This is a genomic window from Microbacterium sp. Leaf320 (assembly GCF_001423485.1).
GTDB lineage: Bacteria > Actinomycetota > Actinomycetes > Actinomycetales > Microbacteriaceae > Microbacterium.
On record NZ_LMOD01000001.1, the window covers coordinates 151,475 to 173,457 of the forward strand.

The window sequence follows — 21,983 nt, forward strand, 5'->3', positions numbered from 1 at the left end:
GCAGAAAGGGCCGGATGCGTGAGCATCCGGCCCTTTTTCGCGTCTTCTCAGAGGAGACTCGGCCCCGCGTCAGAAGATTCCTGTACCGGCTGCGGGGACCCGCGGACGAGGAATCATCGATCGCGCGTCGCCCCTGAGAAGAGAAGACCCGATGCCTCGGATCAGCGGAGCTCGGCGATCAGTTGTGGACCGAGACCTCGAGGCCGACCGGCGACCACTCGTACACGAACTTGGCGACGTCGATCGGCATGTTCACGCAACCGTGGCTGCGCGGAGATCCGAAGGCGTTGTGCCAGTAGGTGCCGTGGAAGCCCTCGTCTCCGTTGAAGTACGTGACCCACGGGACGTTCGGCGTCTCGGTGATCGAGCCGTCCGGTTCGCGGCTCTTCATCGTCTGCATACGCACGTGCGCGTAGACCTTGAAGTTTCCGGTGTCGGTGGGTGTCGCGCTCTTCCCCGACGAGATCTTCCACGACCGCACCACGGCGCCGTTCTCGATGAGAGTCGCCGTCTGAGATCCCAGATCGACATCGATCTTGCGAACCAGGTTGACGGACTCGAACGGTGTCTCGGAGACCGTGATCGGGATGACTCCGTCTCCCGCCTCCAATTTCGACGCGACCTCGGAAGCGAGGTTCGACGTGTCCCCGAGTGCGCGTCCGTTGACGCCTTCGGCTTCGGTACGGAGGATCTTTCCCGCTGAGTCGACGATGTTCGTCGCGTTGACGGGAGCGCGGTCGACCGCCGCGGGAAGCCCGGCGATCGTGGCCTGGATCGCGGTCTCGTCGGCGACGATGCGAAGCTCGCCGTCTTCGTCGACGACCGAGAACCACGTCGAGGCGGTCGCGGCATCCACCGGGACGGTGCGCTCTTCGCCGATGTAGAAGCCGATCGTGCCGAGCATCGTGTTCAGCGACGTCGCAACGGTCGTGGCGTCTTCGTCGGTGACGGCAGGTGCGGCCTCAGCAGGGTCGCCGGGGAATTCGACGCTGCTGCCGCCGTCGGCGATGGTGTCGACCATGGCGGCGGCGAGCGCGTCGACGTCGACGGCGGTGCCGGTCGCAGAGGGAGTGATCACGTAGGCGCCCGTCGCCGGATCGAACACGACGCCGGCGTCGAGGGGATCTTCGAAGCTCGAAGGGACTGCCTCACGGAGTGCGGCGTCCGCCTTCTCCGGGTCGAGGGTGATCTCGGCGGGGACGGGGTCGCCCATCCACATGCTCACGTTCCAGAGCGGTCGTTCGGCGAAAGCCTGATCGGCGAGAGCGGTCGCGTCGATGGTGGCGCCGAGATCTGCCCCGGTGAGCACGGCGTCATCGCCTGCGCCGGTGAGTGTGATCTCGGTCTGGGAGACGTGCGCCTGGATGGTGTCCGCTGCGGCGCCGGGCGTGAGCCAGCCCACGGGGATTCCGGCGACGGTCGTTCCCGGTGCGATGAGGATCATCGACGCAGCGCCTGCTCCGAGAGCCAGGACGCCGACCCCGAGGCCGATCCACAGGCCGAGGCGCTTCTTCTTGGGAGCGGGTTCGATGGGTGCCCAGGCGAGCTCCGGGTCACCGCCGTTCGGCGGCATCGAGTCGGTGGGCGTATCGTCGCCGGAGTGCGTGGGCGCTGCAACGGTCGACCGGTCGCCGGAGGCGGTCGCCTCGGTCAGCTTCTCGGTCTTCGCATCCTGCGCTGAGATCAGATCGGTCACGAACTTCACCCCCCGGTTTCTCACGTGTCCTTAGCGATATGCTACGCGATCGCAGGTAACGGGGAGGCAACGGTCCACAGGTCGGTGCGAATCCCGCGTCGCTCAGTCCGTGACGACGGCGAGTCCGTCGATCTCGACGAGCATCTCTTCGCGGGGGAGACCGGTGAAGACCGTGGTCCGTGACGGCAGCGGCACGCCGCCGGTGGTGTGGGCCGTGACGAAGTCGCCGTACGCATCGTTCATGATCGAGAAGTCCTCGCGCTTGGTGAGGTACACGCGCAGCATCACGACGTCGTCGAACGTGGCGCCGGAGGCCTCGACGATGGCCTTGACGTTCTCGAGGGTGCGAGTGGTCTGCGCGGCGACATCGCCGGGGAAGAGGTACTCGTTGGTCTGGGGGTCGACGGGGCCCTGGCCGGAGACCTGCACGATCGGACCCTTGCGGATGCCCTGGGAGAACGTGTGGGCGGGAGCGGGGGCGGCGTCGGTCGAAACGCGGATCTTCGCAGTCATGCGACCAGCCTAGTAGCCTTGTTAGATGCCTCTACAAATCCCGGATCCTGTACTCGGCCCCTGGACCAAAGGTTTTCCCGCGCACGCCTCGGGCCTGCGCCTCTCGGAGGTGCCGGGCGCGGATCTGCACCTCTCAGACCTCGTGACACCCGTGCTGACGGTTCATGAAGCGGCACTCGCGCACAACGAGTCGACCGTGTTCGGCTGGGCGGCGACGCAGGGCGTGCTTCTGGCCCCGCACGGCAAGACCACCATGGCCCCGGCGCTCTGGCAGCGACTGCTCGATGCGGGGGCGTGGGGCATCTCGGTCGCGACGCCGTGGCAGGCCGAGGTCGCCGTCGACGCGGGGGTCAGAACCGTCCTGATCGCGAACGCCGTCACCGATGCTGCGGCCGCGCGCCACCTCGGCGACCTGCTCGCCGCAGACGACGGCCTCCACATCCTCTGCTGGGCGGACTCCGTGATGACCGTCGAGATCCTCGCCGGCGCGCTCGCTGATGCGACCCGGCCCCTCGACGTCCTCGTCGAGCTCGGCGGGGACGGAGGCCGCACGGGGGCCCGCACCCTGGAGGAGGGGGAGCGCATAGCGCGGGCGATCACCGCATCGCCGGGCCTCCGACTCGCCGGAGTCACGGGGTATGAGGGGCCGTTCGGTCCCGACCGCAGTGACGCGTCGGTCGCGTCCGTCGACGCGTATCTGTCGACGCTCGTGCAGCTCCACGAGCGACTCACCTACCCGAGCGGCATCCGCCCCGTGCTCAGCGCCGGCGGAAGCTCGTTCCCCGATCGCGCGGCCGCGATCCTGGCTCCGCACCGCGGCGACGCCGACATCGTGCTGCGGTCGGGGGCGTTCCAGATCCACGACGACGGGTTCTACTCGCGGATGTCTCCGTTCGGCGCGCTGACGTCGACGGACCCGCTCCGCTCGGCCATGCACGCCTGGTCCAGGGTCGTGTCTCAGCCCGAGGAGGGTCTCGCCCTGCTCGACGCCGGGCGCCGCGATGTGCCGTTCGATCTCGACCTGCCGGTGCCGCAGAGCGTCGAGGGTGAGATCACGGCGCTCAACGACCAGCACGCCTTCCTGAGCCTTGCGCACGGCTCGTCGGTCACCCAGGGCGACGTGGTGCGCCTCGGGCTCTCGCACCCGTGCACCGCCTTCGACAAGTGGCGAGTGGTCGCGATCATCGATGATCCGGATGTTGCGGATCCGCGCGTCATCGGGGCGGTGGCGACATGCTTCTGAGCGGTGAGAAGCCGGTCAGGGTGTACCGGAGCGCCACGGTGGTCGACGGGACAGGAACCGATCGTTTCGTCGCCGATGTCGCCGTCGAGGGCGCGCGCGTCGTCGCGGTCCTCCGCGAGGGCGACGAGCGAGAGCTCGAGCTCCCCGCCGACGCTGTCGAGATTCCGGCGACGGGGCTGGTGCTCGCACCCGGTTTCATCGACATGCACGCGCACAGCGAGCTGGCCGTCCTCCGGGGCGCGAGCCACGAAGCGAAGATCCGTCAGGGCGTGACGACCGAGGTCCTCGGGCAGGACGGCCTGGGCTACGCGCCCCTCGACGACGCCACCGCGGCGATCATCCCCGCGCAGATCGCCGGCTGGAACGGTCTTCCCGATGACGTGCCGTGGCGGTCGATGGACGACCTGCTCGCCGCGATCGACGCCGTCTCCGTCGCGAATGCCGCGGTGCTCGTGCCCCAGGGCAATCTCCGGATGATGGTGGTCGGACACGAGAACCGTGCGGCGACCTCGGGCGAGATCGCCGAGATGTCCGGCATCCTGGGCGCGGCGCTGGATGCCGGCGCCTTCGGGATGTCGAGCGGGCTGACCTATACGCCGGGGATGTACGCCGACACCGCTGAGCTCGAGGCGCTCTGCCGCATCGTCGCCGAGCGGGGTGGATACTGGGCGCCCCACACCCGCAGCTATGGAGGGGCGGCACTCGACGCCTACCGTGAGGCACTGGACATCGGCCGACGGACCGGATGCCCCATCCACCTCACGCACGCGACGATGAACTTCGCCCCGAACCGCGGTCGCGCGGCAGAGCTGCTGGCCCTCGTCGACCAGGCCGTCGACGACGGGGTGGACGTCACCCTCGACACGTATCCGTACCTGCCCGGTGCCACGACCCTCGCGGCGCTGCTGCCCAGCAGGCTCGCGGAGGGCGGCGATCTGCTGGGTGCGATCGCGGCGCTCGACGACGCAGGGCGAGAGAGCGTGCGGGTGGAGCTCGAGGAGATCGGATGCGACGGGTTCCACGGCGAGCGCGCCGACTGGGATGCGATCCAGATCTCCGGGACTGCCGATCCGCGGCTCTCGGACCTGGTGGGACGCACTGTCGCCGAGATCGCCTCATCGTCGGGCAGGCGTGCCGCGGACGTGGTGCTCGACACGATCCTCGCGGATGCCGGGGCGACGGGCATCCTGATGCACATCGGCGACGAGGACAACGTCAGAGCCATCATGCGTCACCCGCGCCACAGCGGTGGCAGCGACGGGATCCTGATCGGCGCGCGGCCTCACCCCCGGGGTCGAGGCACCTTCCCGCGCTACCTCGGCCACTACGTGCGAGAGCTCGGGGTGCTCACCCTCGAGGAGGCTGTCCGCCACCTGTCTGGCACACCGGCTTCGCGTCTGGGCCTCGACCGCGGTGATGCTCCGCGCGGGATCATCCGTGAAGGGGCGACGGCCGATCTGGTGCTGTTCGACGCGGAGACCATCGCGGCCGGGGCGACCTTCGAGTCGCCGCACGACACCCCACTCGGGATAGCCGAAGTGCTCGTCGCCGGAGTGCCCGTGGTCACCGATGAGTCGGTCACGGGGGCGACCCCGGGTCGTGCTCTGCGCATGATCCCGCCCGCGCACCGCGCCACCGTTCCCCTCGCGTCGTTCGAGATCGACGCGACCGCACCGCCGTTCCACTGGACGGCGCGCACCCCGGTCGTCGCGCCGGCGCCGCTCGCCTCGACTGCTGCCCGCCTGAGCGTGCTCCGGGAGAGCGACGGATCGGGTCCTGCGATCACACTCCGCGTCGACGAGTCCCTGGCAGGGGAGTCGTTCGCGAGCGGACGCATCGGCGAGGAGGCCTTCCGGGTGGAGGTCTCGGTGTCTGGGATCGAGGTCAGCGGTGCGAGCCCGGTCGGCGTCTTCCGGGGTGTCACGGTGCTGCGGCAGCTGCGCGATCCCGGTGCGGAGCAGTCCCGCATACCCGCAGGCACGTGGCAGGGAGCGCCCGCCTACGGCTGGCGCGGTGTGATGCTCGATGTCGCCAGGCATTTCCGTCCGGTCGAGGACGTGCGCCGGCTCGTGGACCTGCTCGCCGACCACCACCTCACCGTGCTCCACCTGCATCTGACCGACGACCAGGGCTGGCGCTTCGAGGTGCCCGGATTCCCGAGGCTGACCGACATCGGCGCTCGCCGCGAGTCGACGCAACGGGGGCATGGCCCGCTCGCCACCGTCGAACCGGGCGTGCACGAGGGGCATTACACGGATGCCGAGCTGCGCGAGCTGGTCGCCTATGCCGCCGAGCGCTTCGTCACGATCGTGCCGGAGGTCGAGCTGCCGGGGCACATCCAGGCGGGCCTCGCCGCCTATCCCGCGCTCGGCAACACCGACGTGGGCGAACCTGTGACGGCGCCGTGGGGGCGGTTCGGTGTGAATCCTCGGACCCTCGCGCCGACAGAGGAGGCTCTCGCGTTCGGACGAGCCGCGATCGACGCGCTGTGCGACCTTTTCGACTCGCCGTGGATCGGGATCGGCGGTGACGAGGTGCCGGTGACCGAGTGGGCGCAGAGCGCGGCTGCGGGGGAGCGGATGCGCGAGCTGGGTCTTGCGACACCTCACGACGTTCAACCGTGGTTCACGTCGCACTTCGTCGCACACGTGCGAGCTCGTGGCCGCACGGCGCTGGCATGGGACGAAGTGCTGGAGGGCGAGGTTCCCGACGGCGTCGAGATCCTCGCCTGGCGCGGTCAGGTCGCGATGCGCACCGCGCTGCGGCGCGGCATCCCGGTCATCGCGTGTCCCGACCTCGAGGTGTACCTCGACTACCCCCAGTCCGAGTCGGCGGAGGAGCCGATCCGCGTCGGGCCGCCTCTTCCGATCGAGCGTGCGTACACGCTTCGCATCGAGGATGGCGCGTCCGGTGGCCAGGCCAACGTCTGGACCGAGCATCTGCCGACCAGGGACCGCGTCGACTTCGCGATGTTCCCCAGGCTCGCGGCGATCGCCGAGCGGCTCTGGGACGGCGGCGATCCTCCTCCTTTCGAGGGCTTCGCCCGTCGGCTTCCCGCCCACCTTCGGCGGCTCGCCGACACAGGGGTGCGGTATCGTCCTCTCGACGGGCCGACGCCCTTGCAACGGCGTCCCGGAGTGCCGGGGAAGCCACTCACGCGGGAGGCACGGGAGGAGATCGTGGCGGGTCTCGTGACTCGTCTGATCGACCAGTCCACAAGCGCCGACGAGTCGCTCTCGGCATAATGTAACGTTTTCGTAACCCTCCCTGTGCTAAGCAAGGCAGGGGTTGCGCAATTTTTGTTCGTAAGGTCTACTAACAAACATGTCCGTATCGGATGATCCTCGTCCATCGACGTCGTCAGACTACGTCGCTGCGAGCGCACACGCCTTCGGCCCCGGGCGCCACCTGCGCTCGCGCTCCAAGGTGCTCCCGGAGCACGCGCGCGGCCACAACCGGGCGCTCGTCCTGCAGACGCTCTACCACTCCGGCGCCATGAGCCGTGCGGATCTCTCGCGGGAGACAGGGCTGACGAGAGTCACCATCTCCGACCTCGTCGCCGAGTTCATCGCCGACGGCATCGTGATCGAGATGGGCGTGCGCGAGACCGTGGGGCCGGGCAAGCCTCCGATCCTGATCGACATCGATCGCGTGGGGCACCAGATCATCGGCCTCGATCTGTCTGGTCCGAACGCCTTCGTGGGCGCGCTGCTCAGCCTCGACGGCGATGTGCTCGAACGCCGAGAGGTTCCTCGTCCGGAGACCGCAGACGGCGATGCCGCCTACGCCGCCACGCTCGAGCTCGCGCGCGCCCTGGCCGCGACCGCGACCCAGCCGATCCTCGGCGTCGGCATCGGCTCGCCGGGTGTCGTCCGCCCCGACGGCGTCGTGCTCAGCTCTCCGAACCTCGGGTGGAGCAACCTCCCGCTCGAGGCCAAGCTCGGGATCGACCTCGACCTTCCGGTGCTCGTGCGCAACGACGCCAACGCCGCCGTGCTCGCCGAGTACACGTTCGGCGAGGCCAAGGCCGACTTCATGCTCATCAAGATCGGTCGAGGGGTGGGCGCCGGTGTCATCACGGGCAGCCAGCCGCTTCTCGGCAGCCGGTTCGCCGCGGGTGAGATCGGTCACGTCGTGGTCGGCACCGACGGCGGCCCCCGCTGCGCCTGCGGCAAGGACGGCTGCCTCGAAGCGTGGCTCAGCGAGACACGACTCCGCCCGGCCATCGAGGCCGCACCCGGATCACGCGACGAGATCCTCCGCGACGCCGGCACCCGCATGGGTATCGCGATCGCACCGATCGTCGCGGCTCTGGACCTCTCGGAGGTCGTGCTCTCAGGTCCCGGAGACCTGCTCGACGGTGTGCTGATCGATGCCGCCGTCGAGACCCTCCACGCCCGCACGCTCGAGGGTGTCTTCGAAGACGCTCTCATCCGTCGCACGCAGCAGGATGACATCGTCCTGCGAGGTGCCGCCGTGATGGTGCTGTCCAGTCAGCTGGGCGTCTCGTGATGCGCGGGGGCGACTCGAAGACGAGCAGGAGCGACATCCGATGACGGATGCGATCGCCGTCGACCTCTCCGGTCGGCGGATTCGAGTGGGCCTGGATGTCGGCGGAACCAAGATCGACGCGGTGGCGGTGTCGCCCGAGGGAGACATCCTCGCGCGCCTCCGCCGTCCGACGGGATGGGGCGAGGATGCGGTCGTCGTCAGTGTCGTCGACGCCGTGGACGCGTTGGCCGCCGAAGGCGGCTTCGCACGCTCCGCTGTCGAATCGGTGGGTGTCGGCATCCCCGGGCTCGTCGACGCCGACACGGGGCGCGTGCTGCACGCGGTGAACCTCGGGGTCGAATCGCTCGACCTCGCAGGGCTCGCGGGTCGACGGCTCGGCATCCCGGTCCGGGTCGAGAACGACGTGAAGGCGGCCGCACTCGGCGCAGCCGTGCTCCGCGGCATCGACGGATCCATGGCCTACCTCAATCTCGGCACGGGAGTAGCCGCAGGGATCGTGGTCGACGGCACCATCTGGCGCGGAGCACGAGGGACGGCCGGCGAGGTCGGCCATCTCTCGGTCGATCCGCGCGGACGCCTGTGCGGCTGCGGCCAGCGCGGGTGCATCGAGACGTTCTGCGGCGGAGGTGCGCTGGCACGCGCGTGGGATCGCCCTGGCGCATTGCCGGTGCGCGACATCCTGGACGCCGCGGACGCCGGAGACGAGCTCGCAGTGGAGCTCCGCGCCGATCTCTTCCACGGCGCGGCGGCCGCGGTACGCGCGCTCGTGCTCTCGGCCGACGTAGAACGCGTGATCATCGGCGGCGGCCTCACCTCCCTCGGCGATCGCCTGCACGCGGGCGTGCGCGGGGCCCTCCAGGCCGGAGCCGAGGCCTCGGCTTTCATGCGTTCGCTGCACCTCGACGAGCGGATCGAGCTGCTCCCGGCGGGCTCTCCCGCAGCGGCCCTCGGCGCCGCCCTCGTCGGATCATCCACCCCCACCAAGGAGACTGTTTCCCATGGCTGAAGTCGTCATCGTCGAGAACGCCGAAGCGGCAGGCGCGCTGGTCGCCGCCGAGATCGTCGAGCTGATCGACGGCCGCCCGGATGCCGTGCTCGGACTCGCGACAGGCTCGACCCCGCTTCCGGTGTATCAGGCGCTGCGCACCAGGCTCGCGGGTCGCGACGTGTCGCAGGTCCGCGGCTTCGCGCTCGACGAGTACGTCGGCCTCGACCCGGCGCACCCCGAGAGCTACCGTTCGGTGATCACCCGCGAGGTCGTCGAGCCGCTCGGACTCGACCCCCGGCGCATCCACGTGCCGAACGGCGCTCAGGCCACCATCCAGCACGCAGGCGAAGACTACGAGACCGCCATCGACGCAGCCGGGGGTGTGGACCTGCAGATCCTCGGCATCGGCACCGACGGTCACATCGGCTTCAACGAGCCGGGCTCGTCGTTCGCATCGCGCACGCGCGTGAAGACCCTCACCGAGCAGACCCGGGAGGACAACGCACGCTTCTTCGATTCGATCGACGACGTGCCGATGCACTGCATCACACAGGGGCTCGGCACGATCCTGCGCGCTCGTCATCTCGTGCTGCTCGCCTTCGGCGAGGGCAAGGCGCAGGCCGTCGCGGATGCCGTCGAGGGGCCGCTCTCGGCCATCCTCCCCGGCTCCGCGATCCAGCTGCACCCGCACGCGACGGTCGTGGTCGACGAGGCTGCGGCATCGCGCCTGAAGCTCGCCGATTACTACCGCTACACCTACGCGAACAAGCCCGCCTGGCAGGGCATCTGAGGTCTCGGCCTCAGCGCCCTGAAGACGGCCACGCGAGTGGCAGCAGGTGCTCCACGCTGAGCGGGGCGAGAGGCAGCGTCTCGGCGTCGGCCGGGGTGATCCAGCGGAGCTCGGCGAGTTCCGCCTGCACCGTGACCTCCGCTGCCGCGATCGATACGGAGAACGCCTCGGCGACGACACGGTGACCCGGTTCGTTCGCGGCCTCGGAGACGAACGTGCCCAACGACTCGAGGTCGCCCTCGTCGAGTCTCAGCCCGAGCTCCTCGTGCAGCTCGCGGATCAACGTCTGCGACGGGGTCTCGCCCGGTTCGGGCTTTCCTCCCGGTTGCATGAACCGCGTCGTGCCCTGTTTGCGCACCACCAGCACCCGGCCCTCGTCGTCGACGATCACGGCCGCGCTGACGTGGATGTCAGGCATCGACCGCGAAGACCTTGCCGGGGTTCAGGATGCCGAGCGGGTCGAACACGCGGGTGATCTGCCGCTGCAGCTCCCACTGGTCGTCTCCGAGCTCGTCGGCCAGCCAGCGGCTCTTCAGCGTCCCGATGCCGTGCTCGCCGGTGAGCGTGCCGCCGAGGGCGATCGCCGCACGGAACAGCTCGTCTGCGGCCGCCCACACCTCGGCGGGAGGCTCGGTGCCCTCGAAGATGAAGTTGGGGTGCAGGTTGCCGTCGCCGGCGTGCGCCACGGTCGGGATGCTCATCGAGTATGCCTTCTCGATCCGAGCGATCTCGTCGAACATCGCCGGCATGGCGCTTCGGGGCACCGACACGTCCTCGATGAGGGTCGTGCCGAGAGCGGACATGGCCGGATGCATGGCACGGCGGATGGCCAGCAGGCGCTCGCCCTCTTCACGGTCGTGGGAGACCTGCGTCACACCGTGGTGCGCCGACAGGACTGCTGCGATCGTCGAGGCCTCGGTGACGGCCGCCGGCCCATCGGTCTGGATGGTCAGCTGAGCGCTGCCGGCAGCAGGGGAGGGGAGATCGAGCAGTGCGGCCACGGCGGCCAGGCTCGCGGCATCCATGAGCTCCATGATCGCGGGCTGAACGCCCGAAGCGGTCACGGCGGCCGAGGCGGCTGCGGCGGAGCGGACATCGGGGAAGGTCGCGGTGACGGTGCAGGTCGTGCCCTCGACGAGTCGGCGGAGCTTCAGGGTGGCGCCGACGACGACGCCGAGCGTGCCCTCCGAGCCGATCACGAGCGAGGTGAGATCGAGTCCGGTCACACCCTTGACGCTGCGATGGCCGAGGTGCAGCAGACGTCCGTCTGCGAGCACCAGGTCGAGGCCGAGCACCGCATCGCGAACCACACCGTACTTCGCGCACAGGAGACCGCCCGCACCGGTGGCGATGTTGCCGCCCACGGTAGAGATCGCTCGGCTCGCGGGGTCGGGCGCCCACCACAGGCCGTGCTCGGCGAGCACGTCGTTGAGGTCGGCGTTGAGGATGCCGGGTTCGACCACCGCGAGCAGGTCGTCGGCGCGGATCTCGTGGATCGCGGTCATGCGCCGGGTGGAGAGGACGATCTCGCCCTCGCCGCCGTTCGCAGCACCGGCGAGGCCTGTTCCTGCTCCGCGCACGACGACGGGCGTGCGAGTCGCGGTCGCGATGCGCATCACACTCTGGACATGCTCTACGGTCTCGGCGTGCACGACCGCCAGCGGGCGGCCGGGGGCGGCATGTCCGGACCTGTCGGCGCGAGCGTCGTCGAGGGTGGACGAGGTCGTGTCGACGAGCTCGCCGAGAGCAGCGGTCAGCTGATCGAGCGCGCTCATGCGATGCGGCGCCGACCGCTCACCACGCCGGCTCCGACGGCGACCACGGCGAAGGCGATGCCGATGATCGGCTGCTCCATCAGCCACCACGCGATCGTCACGCCGACGTAGATCAGCAGCTCGACGGCCGCACGGAGGAACGGGTGCAGTCGCAGCACCGGACGGGGGGAGAGGAAGAGGGCCCAGATCAGGATCACGACGACAGGAGCGCCGATGCCGATGATGATGTTCCACGGGAACGACCACAGGGCGAAACCCCACAGCGCGAGAGTGCCGACGGCGACGACCAGGATGATCGAGCGCACGATGTCGAGGGCGGTGAAGTTCGGGCGGTCGACGCCGGGCACTGAGGCGGGATCCTGGGGCATGGATCCAGTCTATTCGCCGCGGACAGCGGGTCAGAGCGCGGGTGCGGCCTCTTCTGCGGCGACGAGCTCGTCCACCCGAGCAGCGTCTTCGGGGGTGACAGCCTCGACGGGGGCGGGCGCGGGTGTTTCGACGACAGCAGGTGCCTCGACTGGTGCCTCAGCCGGCGCTTCGACCGGTTCCGGCGCTCCGGTGGGCGCGGTTTCGACCGGTGCGGGGTCTGCGGTCTGCACGGGTGCGACGGCCGCCTGCTCGACAGGTGCCGGTTCGTCAGCGGGCGTCTCGTCGAGGACCTCGTCGACCTGTCCGTCGCACGAAGGCGCGAGCAGCACCGAGTCGAGAGTCACTCCGAGCCCGGCGAGGGTCGTGTTGTGCGGCAGGACCGGCCCTGCATCGGTCACATAGTGGATCTCTACGGTCGTGCCGAGGATGATCTGACCGAGAGTCGGTCGAAGATCGACGGTGCCGGTACCTGCGTCGCTCAACGACAGGTTGTCTCCGCCGCCGCCGCGACCCAGGAACGCCTCGATCTCGGCGCCCGGCTGCCCGGCAACGGGCACTGAGACGTGCGTGACACCGTCGCCGGCATCGTCCACGCAGATGCTCGCGCCCTGCGTCTCGATCGGCGTGGTCGGAACGGCCGGATCGGTCGGATCCACGGGATCCGTCGGGTCCGTGGGATCGGTCGGGTCCGTGGGGTCGGTCGGCTCTTCCGGCGCGCCCGGTTCCACGGGCGGTGCGGGCTGCACCGTCTCGACCGGCGGGGCCGGTGCGGCAGGAGCCACGAGCGAAGGAGCCGTGTCCTCGGCGGGCTCAGGAGTCACGGGTGCCTCGACCGGCGGCAGCTCGGGCTGCTTCTCGGGCTCGGTGTCGTCGACGATCACCGGCTTCTCCTCGGCCATCGCCTCGTCAGGACCGACATCGGAGCTGATCGACGAGGAGTCGCTGTCGCCGGCGCTCGGCAGAGACGCGGCGGGGTTCGCTCCGGCGAGCCCCGGGATGATCGTGGCCGCGGCGACGACGCCTGCCACGACGAGTGCGGCGGATCCGGCTCCCACGAGCGCGCCCACTCCGCTGAAGATGCCGCCGGAGGTCGCGCCGCCGGCGCCTCCTCCGGCCGAACCGCCCGCCGAGCCACCTGCACCGCCGGCGACGCCTCCGGATGCGGTTCCCCCGCCGGCGACGACTGCTGCGCCCTGGGTGACGCCCGAAGGCATCGCCGCGAGTGCGACGATCGGGGTGCCGCCGCCCTGGAGTGTGGCGAGGTATCCGGCAGAACCGGCCACGCCGAGTACGAGCGGGAGCAGCACGAGCGCCAGCCGCTTCGAGACGTCCTTCGCTTCTGCGGCGACGATCATGCACCGAGCGCACTCGTCGAGATGCAGTTCGAGTCGCTTGTGGTCGCGGGTGCTCAGATTGCCGCGTGAGTATGCGCCGAGGTGCTCGATGGTCCACTGGCAGTCGGAGCCGGCTGCTGCACTGCGCAGGTGAGCCTGGATCCAGGCCTCGCGGAGGCCTTCGCGGGCGCGGAACGCGAGCTGGGAGACGGCACCGGCCTTCATGCCGAGCAGGGGGCCTGCCTCCTGCGGCTTCATCTGCTCGATCTCGGTGTACCAGAGCACTTCCTGCCAGCGGGAAGGGAGACTGCGGAACGCCTGCGCGGTCAGGCTGCGGTCGAGGGCCTCGTTGGCAGCCTGCTCGGTGCTGTCGGGGTCGGCGACGGTGTCGAGCTCGTCGATCGCCGACTCGCGGCGAGACCGCCCCCAGGCGGCCGCAGTGTTGCGGATGCTCGTGAACAGGTAGGCGCGGAACGAGCCGTTCGGGCCGCCGCCTTTGATGATCGCCTGATAGATGCGGGTGTACGACTCCTGCACGAGGTCGTCCGGGTCGATCGACGACGTGATCGACCGCGCGACGGACATCCCCGACGGATAATGGCGCCTCCAGAGTTCTCCGAACGCCGCCGCGTCACCCGAACGGGTGCGCAGGACGAGATCGGCGTCTGCGATCGATTCCTCGTGCGAAGTGCTGTCCTGGTCCACTGTCATCCATCTGTCGTGGAGCGCGAGTGCGCCTCCACATGAAGAGACGCGTGAACCCCATTTTCATCACGCGTCTTTTCCATTCTCTCTCCAATCTCCCAGGGTCGCCACCCCTTGCCAGAAACTTTGCCCGACCGAGTCCTCTCGGCTAAATCCCAGTTCAGAAGCGAATCAGGTGCTTTGAGACGAGAACTCCGAAAAAAAATCTGAGAAGTCGCGTAATGAATCGGGGTCGCCTTCGTCTCATCACATAGAGACAGCCATGGAGCTCCACCGGGGGGCGGAGCTCAGGCGCTGGTGCAAGGGGTAAGTGCACCGGCATGGTGGGTCGGGCACCTCGGGGGAGGAGCGCTCGGCCCACCAGCTCTCGATGTGGGGGGAATGTGACGGGGCCGCCGCTCTGGGGAACGGCGGCCCCTCACCCACGCAGAGCGCGACCGGAGAATGCAGAGCTGCGCGTCGATGCGCGTGGCGTTCGCCTATGGTCGGTCGCCCACCCACACGCGCACGACGCGCAGCTGCGCATCCAGCAGCACCGCGTCTCCCACGAAGCCGTCGACGAGGCGCCCGAGCCTGTCGGCGTATCCGATCGCGCGGGCGGGGGTCGCGGTCAGCGCCCGCACCGCCTCGGGCAGTGCGACTCCCGCAGCTATCGCCCGCTGCAGAGCGACATCCTGCGTGAGGGTGGAACCCGCGATCGAGCCGGTGTCGTCGGCGCGGGCGATGCCGTCCTTCACGGTCACACTGACCGCACCCAGGTCGTAGTGACCGTCGGCGCTGCCCGCTGCTGCCATCGCGTCGGTGATGAGCGCGACGCGCCCCGGTGCGGAATCGAACACGAGCTTGATCACGTGCGGATCGAGGTGCACGTCGTCGGCGATCGCCTCGAGCACCACGCGGTGGTCGGCCGCCGCGGCGAGGACCGGACCCGGCGCGCGATGGTGGATGCCGGGCATCGCGTTGAACGCGTGCGTCAGCACCGAGGCGCCGGCCTCGAAAGCGGCCACAGCGGTCGCCGCATCCGCGCTCGTGTGGCCGACGGCGGCAACGGCGCCCGCGCCGACGATCAGCCGGATGGCGTCGAGGCCGCCGGGGAGTTCCGGAGCGATCGTCACCTGTCGGATCGTGCCCCGGCCCGCCTCGAGCAGGCGGGAGACATCGGTGCCGACGGGATCCCGGAGCAGAGTCGGCTCGTGGGCACCGTGGTGAGCGGGGTCGAGGAACGGACCCTCGAGGTGAGACCCGAGGATGTCGGCATCCGTCTGCATGAGGTCCGCGATGTCGCTGACACGCAGCGCGAGGTCGTCGAGTGGTGCGGTCACCAGCGAGACGACCGCACGCGTCGTGCCGTGCTCGCGGTGCAGGGCACGAGCCGTGCGGATCGCCTCGACGCCGTCGTCGAATGACGCGCCGGCGCCGCCGTGGCCGTGGATGTCGACGAACCCGGGGGTGAGTACCGCACCCGGCCCTGCAGCCGCCGCCGCATCGACCACCTGATCCGCAGGCGTCCAGGCGTCGCCGACGCCGCGGGACGCGACTCGACCGTGCTCGATCCGCACCCAGGCGTCTTCGACGACCGCGCCGTCGTCGACCAGTCGGGCCGAGTGGATGACGAGCGAGGCGGTCGCGGAGGAATCGGGTGTCATCGCGTGCTCCAGGGGATCTCGTCTGCGGGATGGAAATCGACGTGCTCAGCCTTCCACAGCGGCGCCATCGATCCGAGACGGACGCGGAAGGACTCCCAGGCGCGCTCGGGGGCGGTGCGCGGGGACCACGCGACCTCGGCCTGTGCTGCTGCGCGCGGGAAGACCAGTCGCTCGACCTCGTCGATCGTGCGGGTGGTCTCGCTCCACAGCGGAGCCTCGACGCCGAGGATCGCCGTGTCGGGGACGTCCAGCACCTCGGTGGGCTCCCACTCGTATGCGGCACGGACGTCGATGATCGCCGCCCACGTGAGTCCGAGCGGGTAGTCGGCGGTGTACTTCATGTCGAGATAGGCGACGTCGGCGGCCGACATGATGAGCGAGCCGCCGCGCTCGACGAAATGCGCGGCCTCTGCGGCGTGCGTGCCTTCCGGGGTCGTCTTGCCCCAGTACTGTCCGACGGTGCCCTCGGCGATGTCCTTCGCAGCGCCGACCTCGTGCCAGGCGAGGGGGATCTTGCCCTCGTCGACGACGATCGCGGTCGCGCGCTCGACGAAGAGATCGAAGTCCGCCTGCGGCGTGCCGAGCGACTCGTCTCCGCCGATGTGGATGTACGGGCCGGGGGTCAGCTCCGCCAGCTCCCGCACGACATCCCGCACGAAATCGTAGGTGCGCTCCTCGTGGATGCGGACGCTCGAATGCCCGACTCCCCACCCGAGATACGGCTCACCGGCGACGGGAAGCGGCTGCCCGAGACGCTCCGACTCCGCGAGCAGGCTGTCGTTCATGACCGGGTCCTCGACGAGTTCGGGGTAGGCGACACCGATGGCGTGTGTGTGCCCGGGCAGATCGATCTCGGGGATCACCAGCATGTGATGCTCCGCGGCGTAGGCGACGATCTCGCGGTAGTCGTCCTTCGAGTAGAAGCCGCCGGGGGCGCCGAGCGAAGCGGTGGACGACGCGAGCTCCGTGAGCTTCGGCCACGAGTCGATGTGGATGCGCCAGCCCTGGTCATCGCTGAGGTGCAGGTGCAGGTGATTGAACTTGAGGGCACTCGTGCTGTCGATGAACTTCTTGACCTCGTCGACGGAGAAGAAGTGGCGTGTGACGTCGAGCATCACGCCGCGGCGCGCGAATCGGGGTGCGTCGGTGATCTCCGCCCGGAGGAAGGCCCAACCGTCGTCGTCCTCGCGGAGCAGCTGCAGCAGCGTCTGCACGCCGTAGAACAGTCCCGCCTCGTCGCCTCCGACGATCTCGACCGAGTCGGCGACCGTGAGGGTGTAGCCCTCGGGGGCTGCTGCCTCTGCATCGATGCGGAGGAGGATCTCTCCCGTCGCGTCGGAGGAATGGGCGAGGCGGATGCCGCTGCGACGAGCGATCGCGACGATCAGGTGAGCTGCCACAGCGGAGTCGCCGACGATTCGCGCTGTCTGGGAGAGGGGCATCCGGCCATCGCCGACGATGACGGAAACGGGCAGGGGGACGAGAGGCATGGAATGGGGAAGGACCATGAACAAAACCTACCCTGCGCCGCGCCGGGAGCACAGGGAAATCGGCTATGCTTTGTCACGTCGCGACTGGCGTCTGGGTGGACTACCACCGGGGAGCGACTGACCACGGAATTCGACCGCGCGCCTGGGCCGATAGGTATACCCCTTCGAATCCGTTGTCAGAGGAGCATGTCATGACCGACCGTTACTTCAACGCCCCGCTCGCCGAGGTCGACCCCGAGATCGCTCAGGTCCTCGATCGTGAGCTCAAGCGCCAGCAGACGTTCCTCGAGATGATCGCGTCCGAGAACTTCGTCCCCGTCTCGGTGCTGCAGGCACAGGGCTCCGTGCTCACCAACAAGTACGCCGAGGGCTACCCCGGCCGCCGCTACTACGGCGGCTGCGAAGAGGTCGACATCGCGGAAGAGCTCGCGATCCAGCGCGCGAAGGAGCTGTTCGGCTCGGAGTTCGCCAACGTCCAGCCGCACTCGGGAGCATCCGCCAACGCCGCGGTGCTGCACGCGATCGCGCGCCCCGGCGACACGCTGCTCGGCCTCGCCCTCGACCAGGGCGGTCACCTGACCCACGGAATGAAGATCAACTTCTCGGGCCGTCTCTACGACATCGTCGCCTACGGCGTGGACCCCGAGACCTCGACGATCGACATGGACGAGGTGCGTCGCCTCGCGATCGAGCACAAGCCCAAGGTCATCATCGCCGGCTGGTCCGCATACCCCCGCACTCTCGACTTCGCCGCCTTCCGCGCGATCGCAGACGAGGTCGGCGCCCTGCTCTGGGTCGACATGGCGCACTTCGCCGGTCTCGTCGCCGCAGGACTCCACCCGAACCCGGTGCCGCACGCGCACGTCGTCTCGTCGACCGTGCACAAGACGATCGGCGGCCCTCGCTCGGGCTTCATCCTGACCAACGACGCCGACCTCGCGAAGAAGATCAACACGGCCGTCTTCCCCGGCCAGCAGGGCGGACCCCTGATGCACGTGATCGCCGCCAAGGCGACCGCGTTCAAGCTCGCGGGCACCCCCGAGTTCAAGGAGCGCCAGGAGCGCACACTGCGCGGCGCATCGATCCTCGCCGAGCGTCTCTCGCAGCAGGACGTGAAGGACGCGGGCATCGGGGTGCGCTCGGGCGGCACCGACGTGCACCTCGTGCTCGTCGACCTGCGTGACGCCGAGGTCGACGGCAAGCAGGCGGAAGACCTGTTGCACGACATCCACATCACCGTGAACCGCAACGCAGTGCCGAACGACCCACGTCCGCCGATGGTCACCTCGGGCCTGCGCATCGGAACACCTGCGCTCGCGACCCGCGGCTTCGGCGACGCCGAGTTCACCGAGGTCGCCGACGTGATCGCGCTCGCACTGCTTCCCGGTGCCGATGTCGAGGCCCTCCGTGCACGTGTCGACGCGCTCGCCGCAGGCTTCCCGCTCTACCCGGAACTGCAGCAGTGACCGCGAAGATCCTCGACGGCAAGGCGGCGTCGGCCGCGATCAAGGCCGAGCTCACCGAGCGGGTCGCCGCGCTGAAGGCGAAGGGCGTGGTGCCAGGCATCGCCACCGTGCTCGTCGGCGCCGACCCCGCATCTCAGCTCTACGTCGGCATGAAGCACCGTCAGTCCGAGGCGATCGGGATGAACTCGATCCAGCGCGAGCTGCCGGCCGACGCCACGCAGGCCGATGTCGAAGCGCTGATCGACGAACTCAACGCCGACCCCGACTGCCACGGCTACATCGTGCAGCTGCCGCTGCCGAAGCACATCGACACCGATGCGATCCTCGAGCGGATCGACCCGGCGAAGGATGCGGACGGCCTGCACCCGACCAACCTCGGCCGGCTCGTGCTCAACGTGAACAACCCGATCCACACTCCGCTGCCGTGCACGCCGCGGGGTGTGATCGAGCTGCTGCTGCGTAACGACTACGACCTCAAGGGCAAGCACGTCGTTGTCGTCGGGCGCGGCGTGACCATCGGCCGCTCGATCGGGCTGCTATTGACCCGCCGTGACCTGAACGCCACGGTCACGCTCACGCACACGGGCACGGTCGACATGCCGCGCTACCTGCGCGAGGCCGATGTGATCGTCGCCGCGGCCGGCGTCAGACACCTCATCCGCGCCGAAGATGTGAAGCCCGGTGCTGCCGTGCTCGATGTGGGCGTGACGCGCGAGACAGACTCCGAGACAGGCAAGAACCTGGTCTTCGGAGACGTGCACCCGGGCGTCGCCGAGGTCGCGGGTTGGGTCTCGCCGAACCCCGGCGGTGTCGGGCCGATGACGGTGGCGCTTCTCATGACCAACGTCGTCGAGGCGGCCGAACGCCTCGTCTGAGCCTCATCGGTCCCGATCTGCGCATCCGGTCCCGATCTGCTGGCTTCTCCCGCTGGTTCGTCCGCGAACCGGGTCGAGGTCCGCAGATCGGGGCCGTCTGCGTTCAGCCGAGTTCGTCGAGCATCCGGCGCTGCTCGGGAGTCAGGCCGTCCTGGAGCTCCTCGCGCGCCTCGGCGGTGGCCGGTGCGGCGGGGGAGGCGGAGGGGCCGGGCCCGGACTTCTTGCCCGACACCCTGCCTTGAACCGCGTCGTAGAGCTCGCCCGCCTTCGCCCGCAGCTTGTCGTCGACCTGGTCGTAGATCATCCAGCCGAACAGCAGGAACAGCGGAGGAAGCGCGTAGCTCCAGAAGCCGGAGGCGCGGACGCCGCTCAGCCACACGACGGCCACCCAGATGAGGAGCTCGACGAGGTAGACGAGCACGTACTGCACGACCTTCTCGCCGGTCTTGGTGCGGTCGGCTGCGGACTTGGCGGCCGCCTTGCGGAACGCGCCCGTGAGCAGCGGCTTCACGAACAGTGCCGTGAGAGTCAGGACGACCGCCGCCCAGAGTGCGTGGAAACCGACGGAGACACCCGCGGACAGCAGGCCGATGAGCAGCAGCACCGCGACGTTGAACACGTAGAGGGCGGCGAACCGGACGATTCCGTTCTTCATCCGACCAGAATTCCACACATCCCGGATGTCGTGGCGCCTCTCGGGCGAGACGGGAGTGCTCAGCGGGCGGGGAAAGCCCGCTCGACCGCATCCACCACCGCGTCGTAGACGGAGTCCCACGGGACGAGCGGGGGAGTGACGCCGGCGAGCTCGAGGCTCACTGCGCCATGCACCTGCGCCCAGACGGTGAGGGCTGCGGTCATCACCGAAGGCTCGTCGACGCGCGCCGCGAGTGCGCGCACGAGGGGCGCCATCGCCGTGCTCATGGTCGCGTCATCGGGACGACAGTCTTCGGTGGCCACTCCGCCGCCGAACATCAGGCGGTAGAGGGCGGGGTTGGCCATCGCCCACGACCGGTACGCGAGTCCGAGGGCGCGCAGCCCCTGTGGTTCGGCTGCCGCCTGTGTGTCGCCGAACGATGCGAACCCGTGCTCGATGACGGCCACGAGCAGCTCGGTCTTGCCGCCGAACAGGGCGTAGACCGCGGAGGTCGAGGTGCCGGCGTTCTGCGCGATGTCGCGCAGGCTGATCCGCTCAGGGCCCTTGTCATCGACCATCTCGGCTGCCGCATCGAGGAGGCGGTCACGCAGCGCATCGTCGTACAGGGGAGGTCTTGCCATGGAGCCGATCTTATCGTAACGTTGTTGCATAACGCAGTTATGTAACAACGTTCCAAGGAGTGACGCATGGCTCAACAGGTCTTCCCGGGTCGATTCACCGCGGCCCCCGACCGCTCGGACGTGACGGTCTTCCTGATCGGGATGCGGGCGAATCGGTGGTGGCAGCTGGGGCGCGTCATGCGCACGGCCAGCAAGATGCCGCCGATGCTTCGGCATCTCGCGACGCATGAGGATGCGGGGATGCTCGGCGCTCACAGCTGGTTCGGTCGCACGACGATCCTGCTGTCGTACTGGGAGAGCCCGGAGCATCTGCAGCGCTTCGCCGCCGACCGCGATGCGCCGCACCTGCAGCCGTGGCGCGACTTCATGCGCACGCTGCAGGGGAGCGGCAGCGTGGGCGTCTGGCACGAGACCTATCAGGTGCCGGTGGCCGACCTCGAGGCGGTGTACGTCGACATGCCGGTGTTCGGGCTCGCGGCGGCCACCGCCCATGTGCCGGTCGGCTCCGGAACGAAGACAGCGCGCCAACGGCTGGGCCGATGACGCGCTGTCCTCTGCGAGGGCTCAGGGCTGCGGGTGCAGGCTGCTCTCGATGTTCGTGATGCGTGCCTGCTCGTCGAAGCGGAACGTCGCAGTGCCTGTCGCATCGGCGACAGTGGCGCCCGAGAACGACTCGTCGGTCCAGGTGAGATTCCATCCGGCGAGGCGAGCGGCATCCCACACGGCTGTGCGGGCATCGGGCAGAGCCATGGTCGAGAGGATGCGAGGGAGGACGATCGCGGCGGACGCGACCGTGAGCGGCGGGAGCGGGGCGTCGAGCAGGAAAACCGCGTAGGTGCCGCCGCCGACCGGCGCGAGATAATACGGCGCACGACCGGTGAGCTCGACGGCCACAGCACCGACCGTGTGGGCGGCCCGCGTGATCCACTCGGCGTCTCCTGTGGCGTCTTCGGGGAAGGGGAGCTCGGTCTGGCTCAGCTCGGCGATGCCGTGCTCGGTGCCGTAATCGCGCAACTGCGCGACGACACCGGCGGAGTCTCCCTGCGGGTGTGCCCACGCCCAGAGCAGCGAGCGCGGGCCGGGCGCGATCGTCGCGACGAGGTGCGCTCGCGTCACGATCTGGCGGGTGGCGTCGGCGTTCGAGGTGAAGGTGAGGGTGCCGGCCGCCATGTCGGCATCCCAGCGATTGTCGCCGAGGTCCTCGAGGGCGGTGGCCAGGGCATCCTGACGCAGGGCGGAGAACAGTGCGGCACGGTCTGCGAGCGGCTGGAGCGCGGCGAAGGTCATGCCCCCAGTCTCGCCCGGA

General features: G+C 69.3%; 19 protein-coding genes and 1 riboswitch. Of the genes, 8 read left to right on the top strand and 11 right to left on the bottom strand.

All coding sequences use genetic code 11. The features are described 5' to 3' along the window. Positions 1 to 178 precede the first annotated feature (178 nt). Positions 179 to 1,705, bottom strand: coding sequence for a L,D-transpeptidase family protein (locus ASF63_RS00720; protein WP_056508467.1), 1,527 nt, complete (start codon positions 1,703 to 1,705; stop codon positions 179 to 181). Between the two features lie 93 nt (positions 1,706 to 1,798). Next, complete coding sequence (locus ASF63_RS00725; protein WP_056508469.1) at positions 1,799 to 2,209, bottom strand: RidA family protein; 411 nt, start codon at positions 2,207 to 2,209, stop codon at positions 1,799 to 1,801. A 25-nt stretch (positions 2,210 to 2,234) separates the two neighbouring features. Here ASF63_RS00725 and ASF63_RS00730 point away from each other — a divergent pair, with 25 nt between their 5' ends. The 5 genes from ASF63_RS00730 (at position 2,235) to nagB (ending at position 9,742) form a co-directional block, all read left to right on the top strand. Then, on the top strand, positions 2,235 to 3,452 hold the full coding sequence (locus ASF63_RS00730; protein ID WP_082477761.1) for an alanine racemase: 1,218 nt from the start codon (positions 2,235 to 2,237) through the stop codon (positions 3,450 to 3,452). Continuing rightward, complete coding sequence (locus ASF63_RS00735) at positions 3,443 to 6,697, top strand: family 20 glycosylhydrolase (RefSeq protein ID WP_056508471.1); 3,255 nt, start codon at positions 3,443 to 3,445, stop codon at positions 6,695 to 6,697. The genes ASF63_RS00730 and ASF63_RS00735 overlap by 10 nt, the downstream gene beginning before the upstream one ends. A 79-nt stretch (positions 6,698 to 6,776) precedes the next feature. Continuing rightward, entirely contained in the window at positions 6,777 to 7,964 is a 1,188-nt protein-coding gene (locus ASF63_RS00740; protein WP_056508473.1) for an ROK family transcriptional regulator, read from the top strand. Between the two features lie 40 nt (positions 7,965 to 8,004). After that, positions 8,005 to 8,970, top strand: a complete 966-nt coding sequence (locus tag ASF63_RS00745; protein ID WP_235560657.1) for an ROK family protein — start codon at positions 8,005 to 8,007, stop codon at positions 8,968 to 8,970. Continuing rightward, positions 8,963 to 9,742, top strand: a complete 780-nt coding sequence (nagB, locus tag ASF63_RS00750; protein ID WP_056508476.1) for a glucosamine-6-phosphate deaminase — start codon at positions 8,963 to 8,965, stop codon at positions 9,740 to 9,742. The genes ASF63_RS00745 and nagB overlap by 8 nt, the downstream gene beginning before the upstream one ends. Positions 9,743 to 9,752: 10 nt before the next feature. Here the strand turns inward: nagB and ASF63_RS00755 are convergent, their stop codons facing one another. The 6 genes from ASF63_RS00755 to ASF63_RS00780 form a co-directional block, all read right to left on the bottom strand. Then, on the bottom strand, positions 9,753 to 10,160 hold the full coding sequence (locus ASF63_RS00755) for an NUDIX hydrolase (protein ID WP_056508478.1): 408 nt from the start codon (positions 10,158 to 10,160) through the stop codon (positions 9,753 to 9,755). Then, complete coding sequence (locus ASF63_RS00760) at positions 10,153 to 11,517, bottom strand: FAD-binding oxidoreductase (RefSeq protein WP_056508480.1); 1,365 nt, start codon at positions 11,515 to 11,517, stop codon at positions 10,153 to 10,155. The genes ASF63_RS00755 and ASF63_RS00760 overlap by 8 nt, the downstream gene beginning before the upstream one ends. Beyond that, positions 11,514 to 11,885, bottom strand: a complete 372-nt coding sequence (locus ASF63_RS00765; protein WP_056309031.1) for a YrdB family protein — start codon at positions 11,883 to 11,885, stop codon at positions 11,514 to 11,516. Before ASF63_RS00765 ends, ASF63_RS00760 begins: the two co-directional genes overlap by 4 nt. 30 nt (positions 11,886 to 11,915) lie before the next feature. After that, positions 11,916 to 13,931 (bottom strand): sigma-70 family RNA polymerase sigma factor, encoded by a 2,016-nt coding sequence (locus ASF63_RS00770; protein WP_082477762.1) that lies wholly within the window; start codon positions 13,929 to 13,931, stop codon positions 11,916 to 11,918. 473 nt (positions 13,932 to 14,404) lie between these two features. After that, the gene (locus ASF63_RS00775) at positions 14,405 to 15,571 is read right to left on the bottom strand and encodes an N-acetylglucosamine-6-phosphate deacetylase (RefSeq protein WP_056508484.1); all 1,167 of its coding nucleotides are present in this window, start codon (positions 15,569 to 15,571) and stop codon (positions 14,405 to 14,407) included. After that, positions 15,568 to 17,079: a beta-N-acetylhexosaminidase gene (locus ASF63_RS00780; RefSeq protein WP_056508486.1), complete on the bottom strand. Its 1,512-nt coding sequence runs from the start codon at positions 17,077 to 17,079 to the stop codon at positions 15,568 to 15,570. The genes ASF63_RS00775 and ASF63_RS00780 overlap by 4 nt, the downstream gene beginning before the upstream one ends. Before the next feature lie 52 nt (positions 17,080 to 17,131). Beyond that, positions 17,132 to 17,216, top strand: a riboswitch (ZMP/ZTP riboswitch). 36 nt (positions 17,217 to 17,252) lie between these two features. Between ASF63_RS00780 and glyA the strand changes: the two genes are divergently transcribed. Together glyA and ASF63_RS00790 are read left to right on the top strand one after the other, a co-directional pair. After that, on the top strand, positions 17,253 to 18,527 hold the full coding sequence (gene glyA, locus ASF63_RS00785) for a serine hydroxymethyltransferase (RefSeq protein WP_056508488.1): 1,275 nt from the start codon (positions 17,253 to 17,255) through the stop codon (positions 18,525 to 18,527). Continuing rightward, complete coding sequence (locus tag ASF63_RS00790) at positions 18,524 to 19,402, top strand: bifunctional methylenetetrahydrofolate dehydrogenase/methenyltetrahydrofolate cyclohydrolase (RefSeq protein ID WP_056508490.1); 879 nt, start codon at positions 18,524 to 18,526, stop codon at positions 19,400 to 19,402. Before glyA ends, ASF63_RS00790 begins: the two co-directional genes overlap by 4 nt. 103 nt (positions 19,403 to 19,505) lie before the next feature. On the opposite strand, the gene ASF63_RS00795 is transcribed toward ASF63_RS00790, so the two are convergent. Next, positions 19,506 to 20,057 carry a hypothetical protein gene (locus ASF63_RS00795; protein WP_056508492.1) on the bottom strand — a complete coding sequence of 184 codons (552 nt, stop codon included), beginning with the start codon at positions 20,055 to 20,057 and terminating at the stop codon, positions 19,506 to 19,508. A gap of 59 nt (positions 20,058 to 20,116) precedes the next feature. Next, positions 20,117 to 20,677 carry a TetR/AcrR family transcriptional regulator gene (locus ASF63_RS00800; protein ID WP_235560658.1) on the bottom strand — a complete coding sequence of 187 codons (561 nt, stop codon included), beginning with the start codon at positions 20,675 to 20,677 and terminating at the stop codon, positions 20,117 to 20,119. A 66-nt stretch (positions 20,678 to 20,743) separates the two neighbouring features. On the opposite strand from ASF63_RS00800, the gene ASF63_RS00805 reads away from it, so the two are divergent. Continuing rightward, positions 20,744 to 21,220 carry a DUF4188 domain-containing protein gene (locus ASF63_RS00805; RefSeq protein ID WP_056508493.1) on the top strand — a complete coding sequence of 159 codons (477 nt, stop codon included), beginning with the start codon at positions 20,744 to 20,746 and terminating at the stop codon, positions 21,218 to 21,220. 21 nt (positions 21,221 to 21,241) lie between these two features. Here the strand turns inward: ASF63_RS00805 and ASF63_RS00810 are convergent, their stop codons facing one another. Then, on the bottom strand, positions 21,242 to 21,964 hold the full coding sequence (locus ASF63_RS00810; RefSeq protein ID WP_056508495.1) for a DUF6882 domain-containing protein: 723 nt from the start codon (positions 21,962 to 21,964) through the stop codon (positions 21,242 to 21,244). Positions 21,965 to 21,983 lie beyond the last annotated feature (19 nt).

What these genes read in the sequence shown, in the direction of transcription:
- ASF63_RS00725 (WP_056508469.1), bottom strand. Translation starts at nt 2,209, where the DNA reads ATGACTGCGAAGATCCGCGTTTCGACCGACGCCGCCCCCGCTCCCGCC.
- ASF63_RS00730 (WP_082477761.1), top strand. Translation starts at nt 2,235, where the DNA reads ATGCCTCTACAAATCCCGGATCCTGTACTCGGCCCCTGGACCAAAGGT.
- ASF63_RS00735 (WP_056508471.1), top strand. Translation starts at nt 3,443, where the DNA reads ATGCTTCTGAGCGGTGAGAAGCCGGTCAGGGTGTACCGGAGCGCCACG.
- ASF63_RS00740 (WP_056508473.1), top strand. Translation starts at nt 6,777, where the DNA reads ATGTCCGTATCGGATGATCCTCGTCCATCGACGTCGTCAGACTACGTC.
- ASF63_RS00745 (WP_235560657.1), top strand. Translation starts at nt 8,005, where the DNA reads ATGACGGATGCGATCGCCGTCGACCTCTCCGGTCGGCGGATTCGAGTG.
- nagB (WP_056508476.1), top strand. Translation starts at nt 8,963, where the DNA reads ATGGCTGAAGTCGTCATCGTCGAGAACGCCGAAGCGGCAGGCGCGCTG.
- ASF63_RS00755 (WP_056508478.1), bottom strand. Translation starts at nt 10,160, where the DNA reads ATGCCTGACATCCACGTCAGCGCGGCCGTGATCGTCGACGACGAGGGC.
- ASF63_RS00760 (WP_056508480.1), bottom strand. Translation starts at nt 11,517, where the DNA reads ATGAGCGCGCTCGATCAGCTGACCGCTGCTCTCGGCGAGCTCGTCGAC.
- ASF63_RS00765 (WP_056309031.1), bottom strand. Translation starts at nt 11,885, where the DNA reads ATGCCCCAGGATCCCGCCTCAGTGCCCGGCGTCGACCGCCCGAACTTC.
- ASF63_RS00770 (WP_082477762.1), bottom strand. Translation starts at nt 13,931, where the DNA reads ATGACAGTGGACCAGGACAGCACTTCGCACGAGGAATCGATCGCAGAC.
- ASF63_RS00775 (WP_056508484.1), bottom strand. Translation starts at nt 15,571, where the DNA reads ATGACACCCGATTCCTCCGCGACCGCCTCGCTCGTCATCCACTCGGCC.
- ASF63_RS00780 (WP_056508486.1), bottom strand. Translation starts at nt 17,079, where the DNA reads ATGGTCCTTCCCCATTCCATGCCTCTCGTCCCCCTGCCCGTTTCCGTC.
- glyA (WP_056508488.1), top strand. Translation starts at nt 17,253, where the DNA reads ATGACCGACCGTTACTTCAACGCCCCGCTCGCCGAGGTCGACCCCGAG.
- ASF63_RS00795 (WP_056508492.1), bottom strand. Translation starts at nt 20,057, where the DNA reads ATGAAGAACGGAATCGTCCGGTTCGCCGCCCTCTACGTGTTCAACGTC.
- ASF63_RS00800 (WP_235560658.1), bottom strand. Translation starts at nt 20,677, where the DNA reads ATGGCAAGACCTCCCCTGTACGACGATGCGCTGCGTGACCGCCTCCTC.
- ASF63_RS00805 (WP_056508493.1), top strand. Translation starts at nt 20,744, where the DNA reads ATGGCTCAACAGGTCTTCCCGGGTCGATTCACCGCGGCCCCCGACCGC.
- ASF63_RS00810 (WP_056508495.1), bottom strand. Translation starts at nt 21,964, where the DNA reads ATGACCTTCGCCGCGCTCCAGCCGCTCGCAGACCGTGCCGCACTGTTC.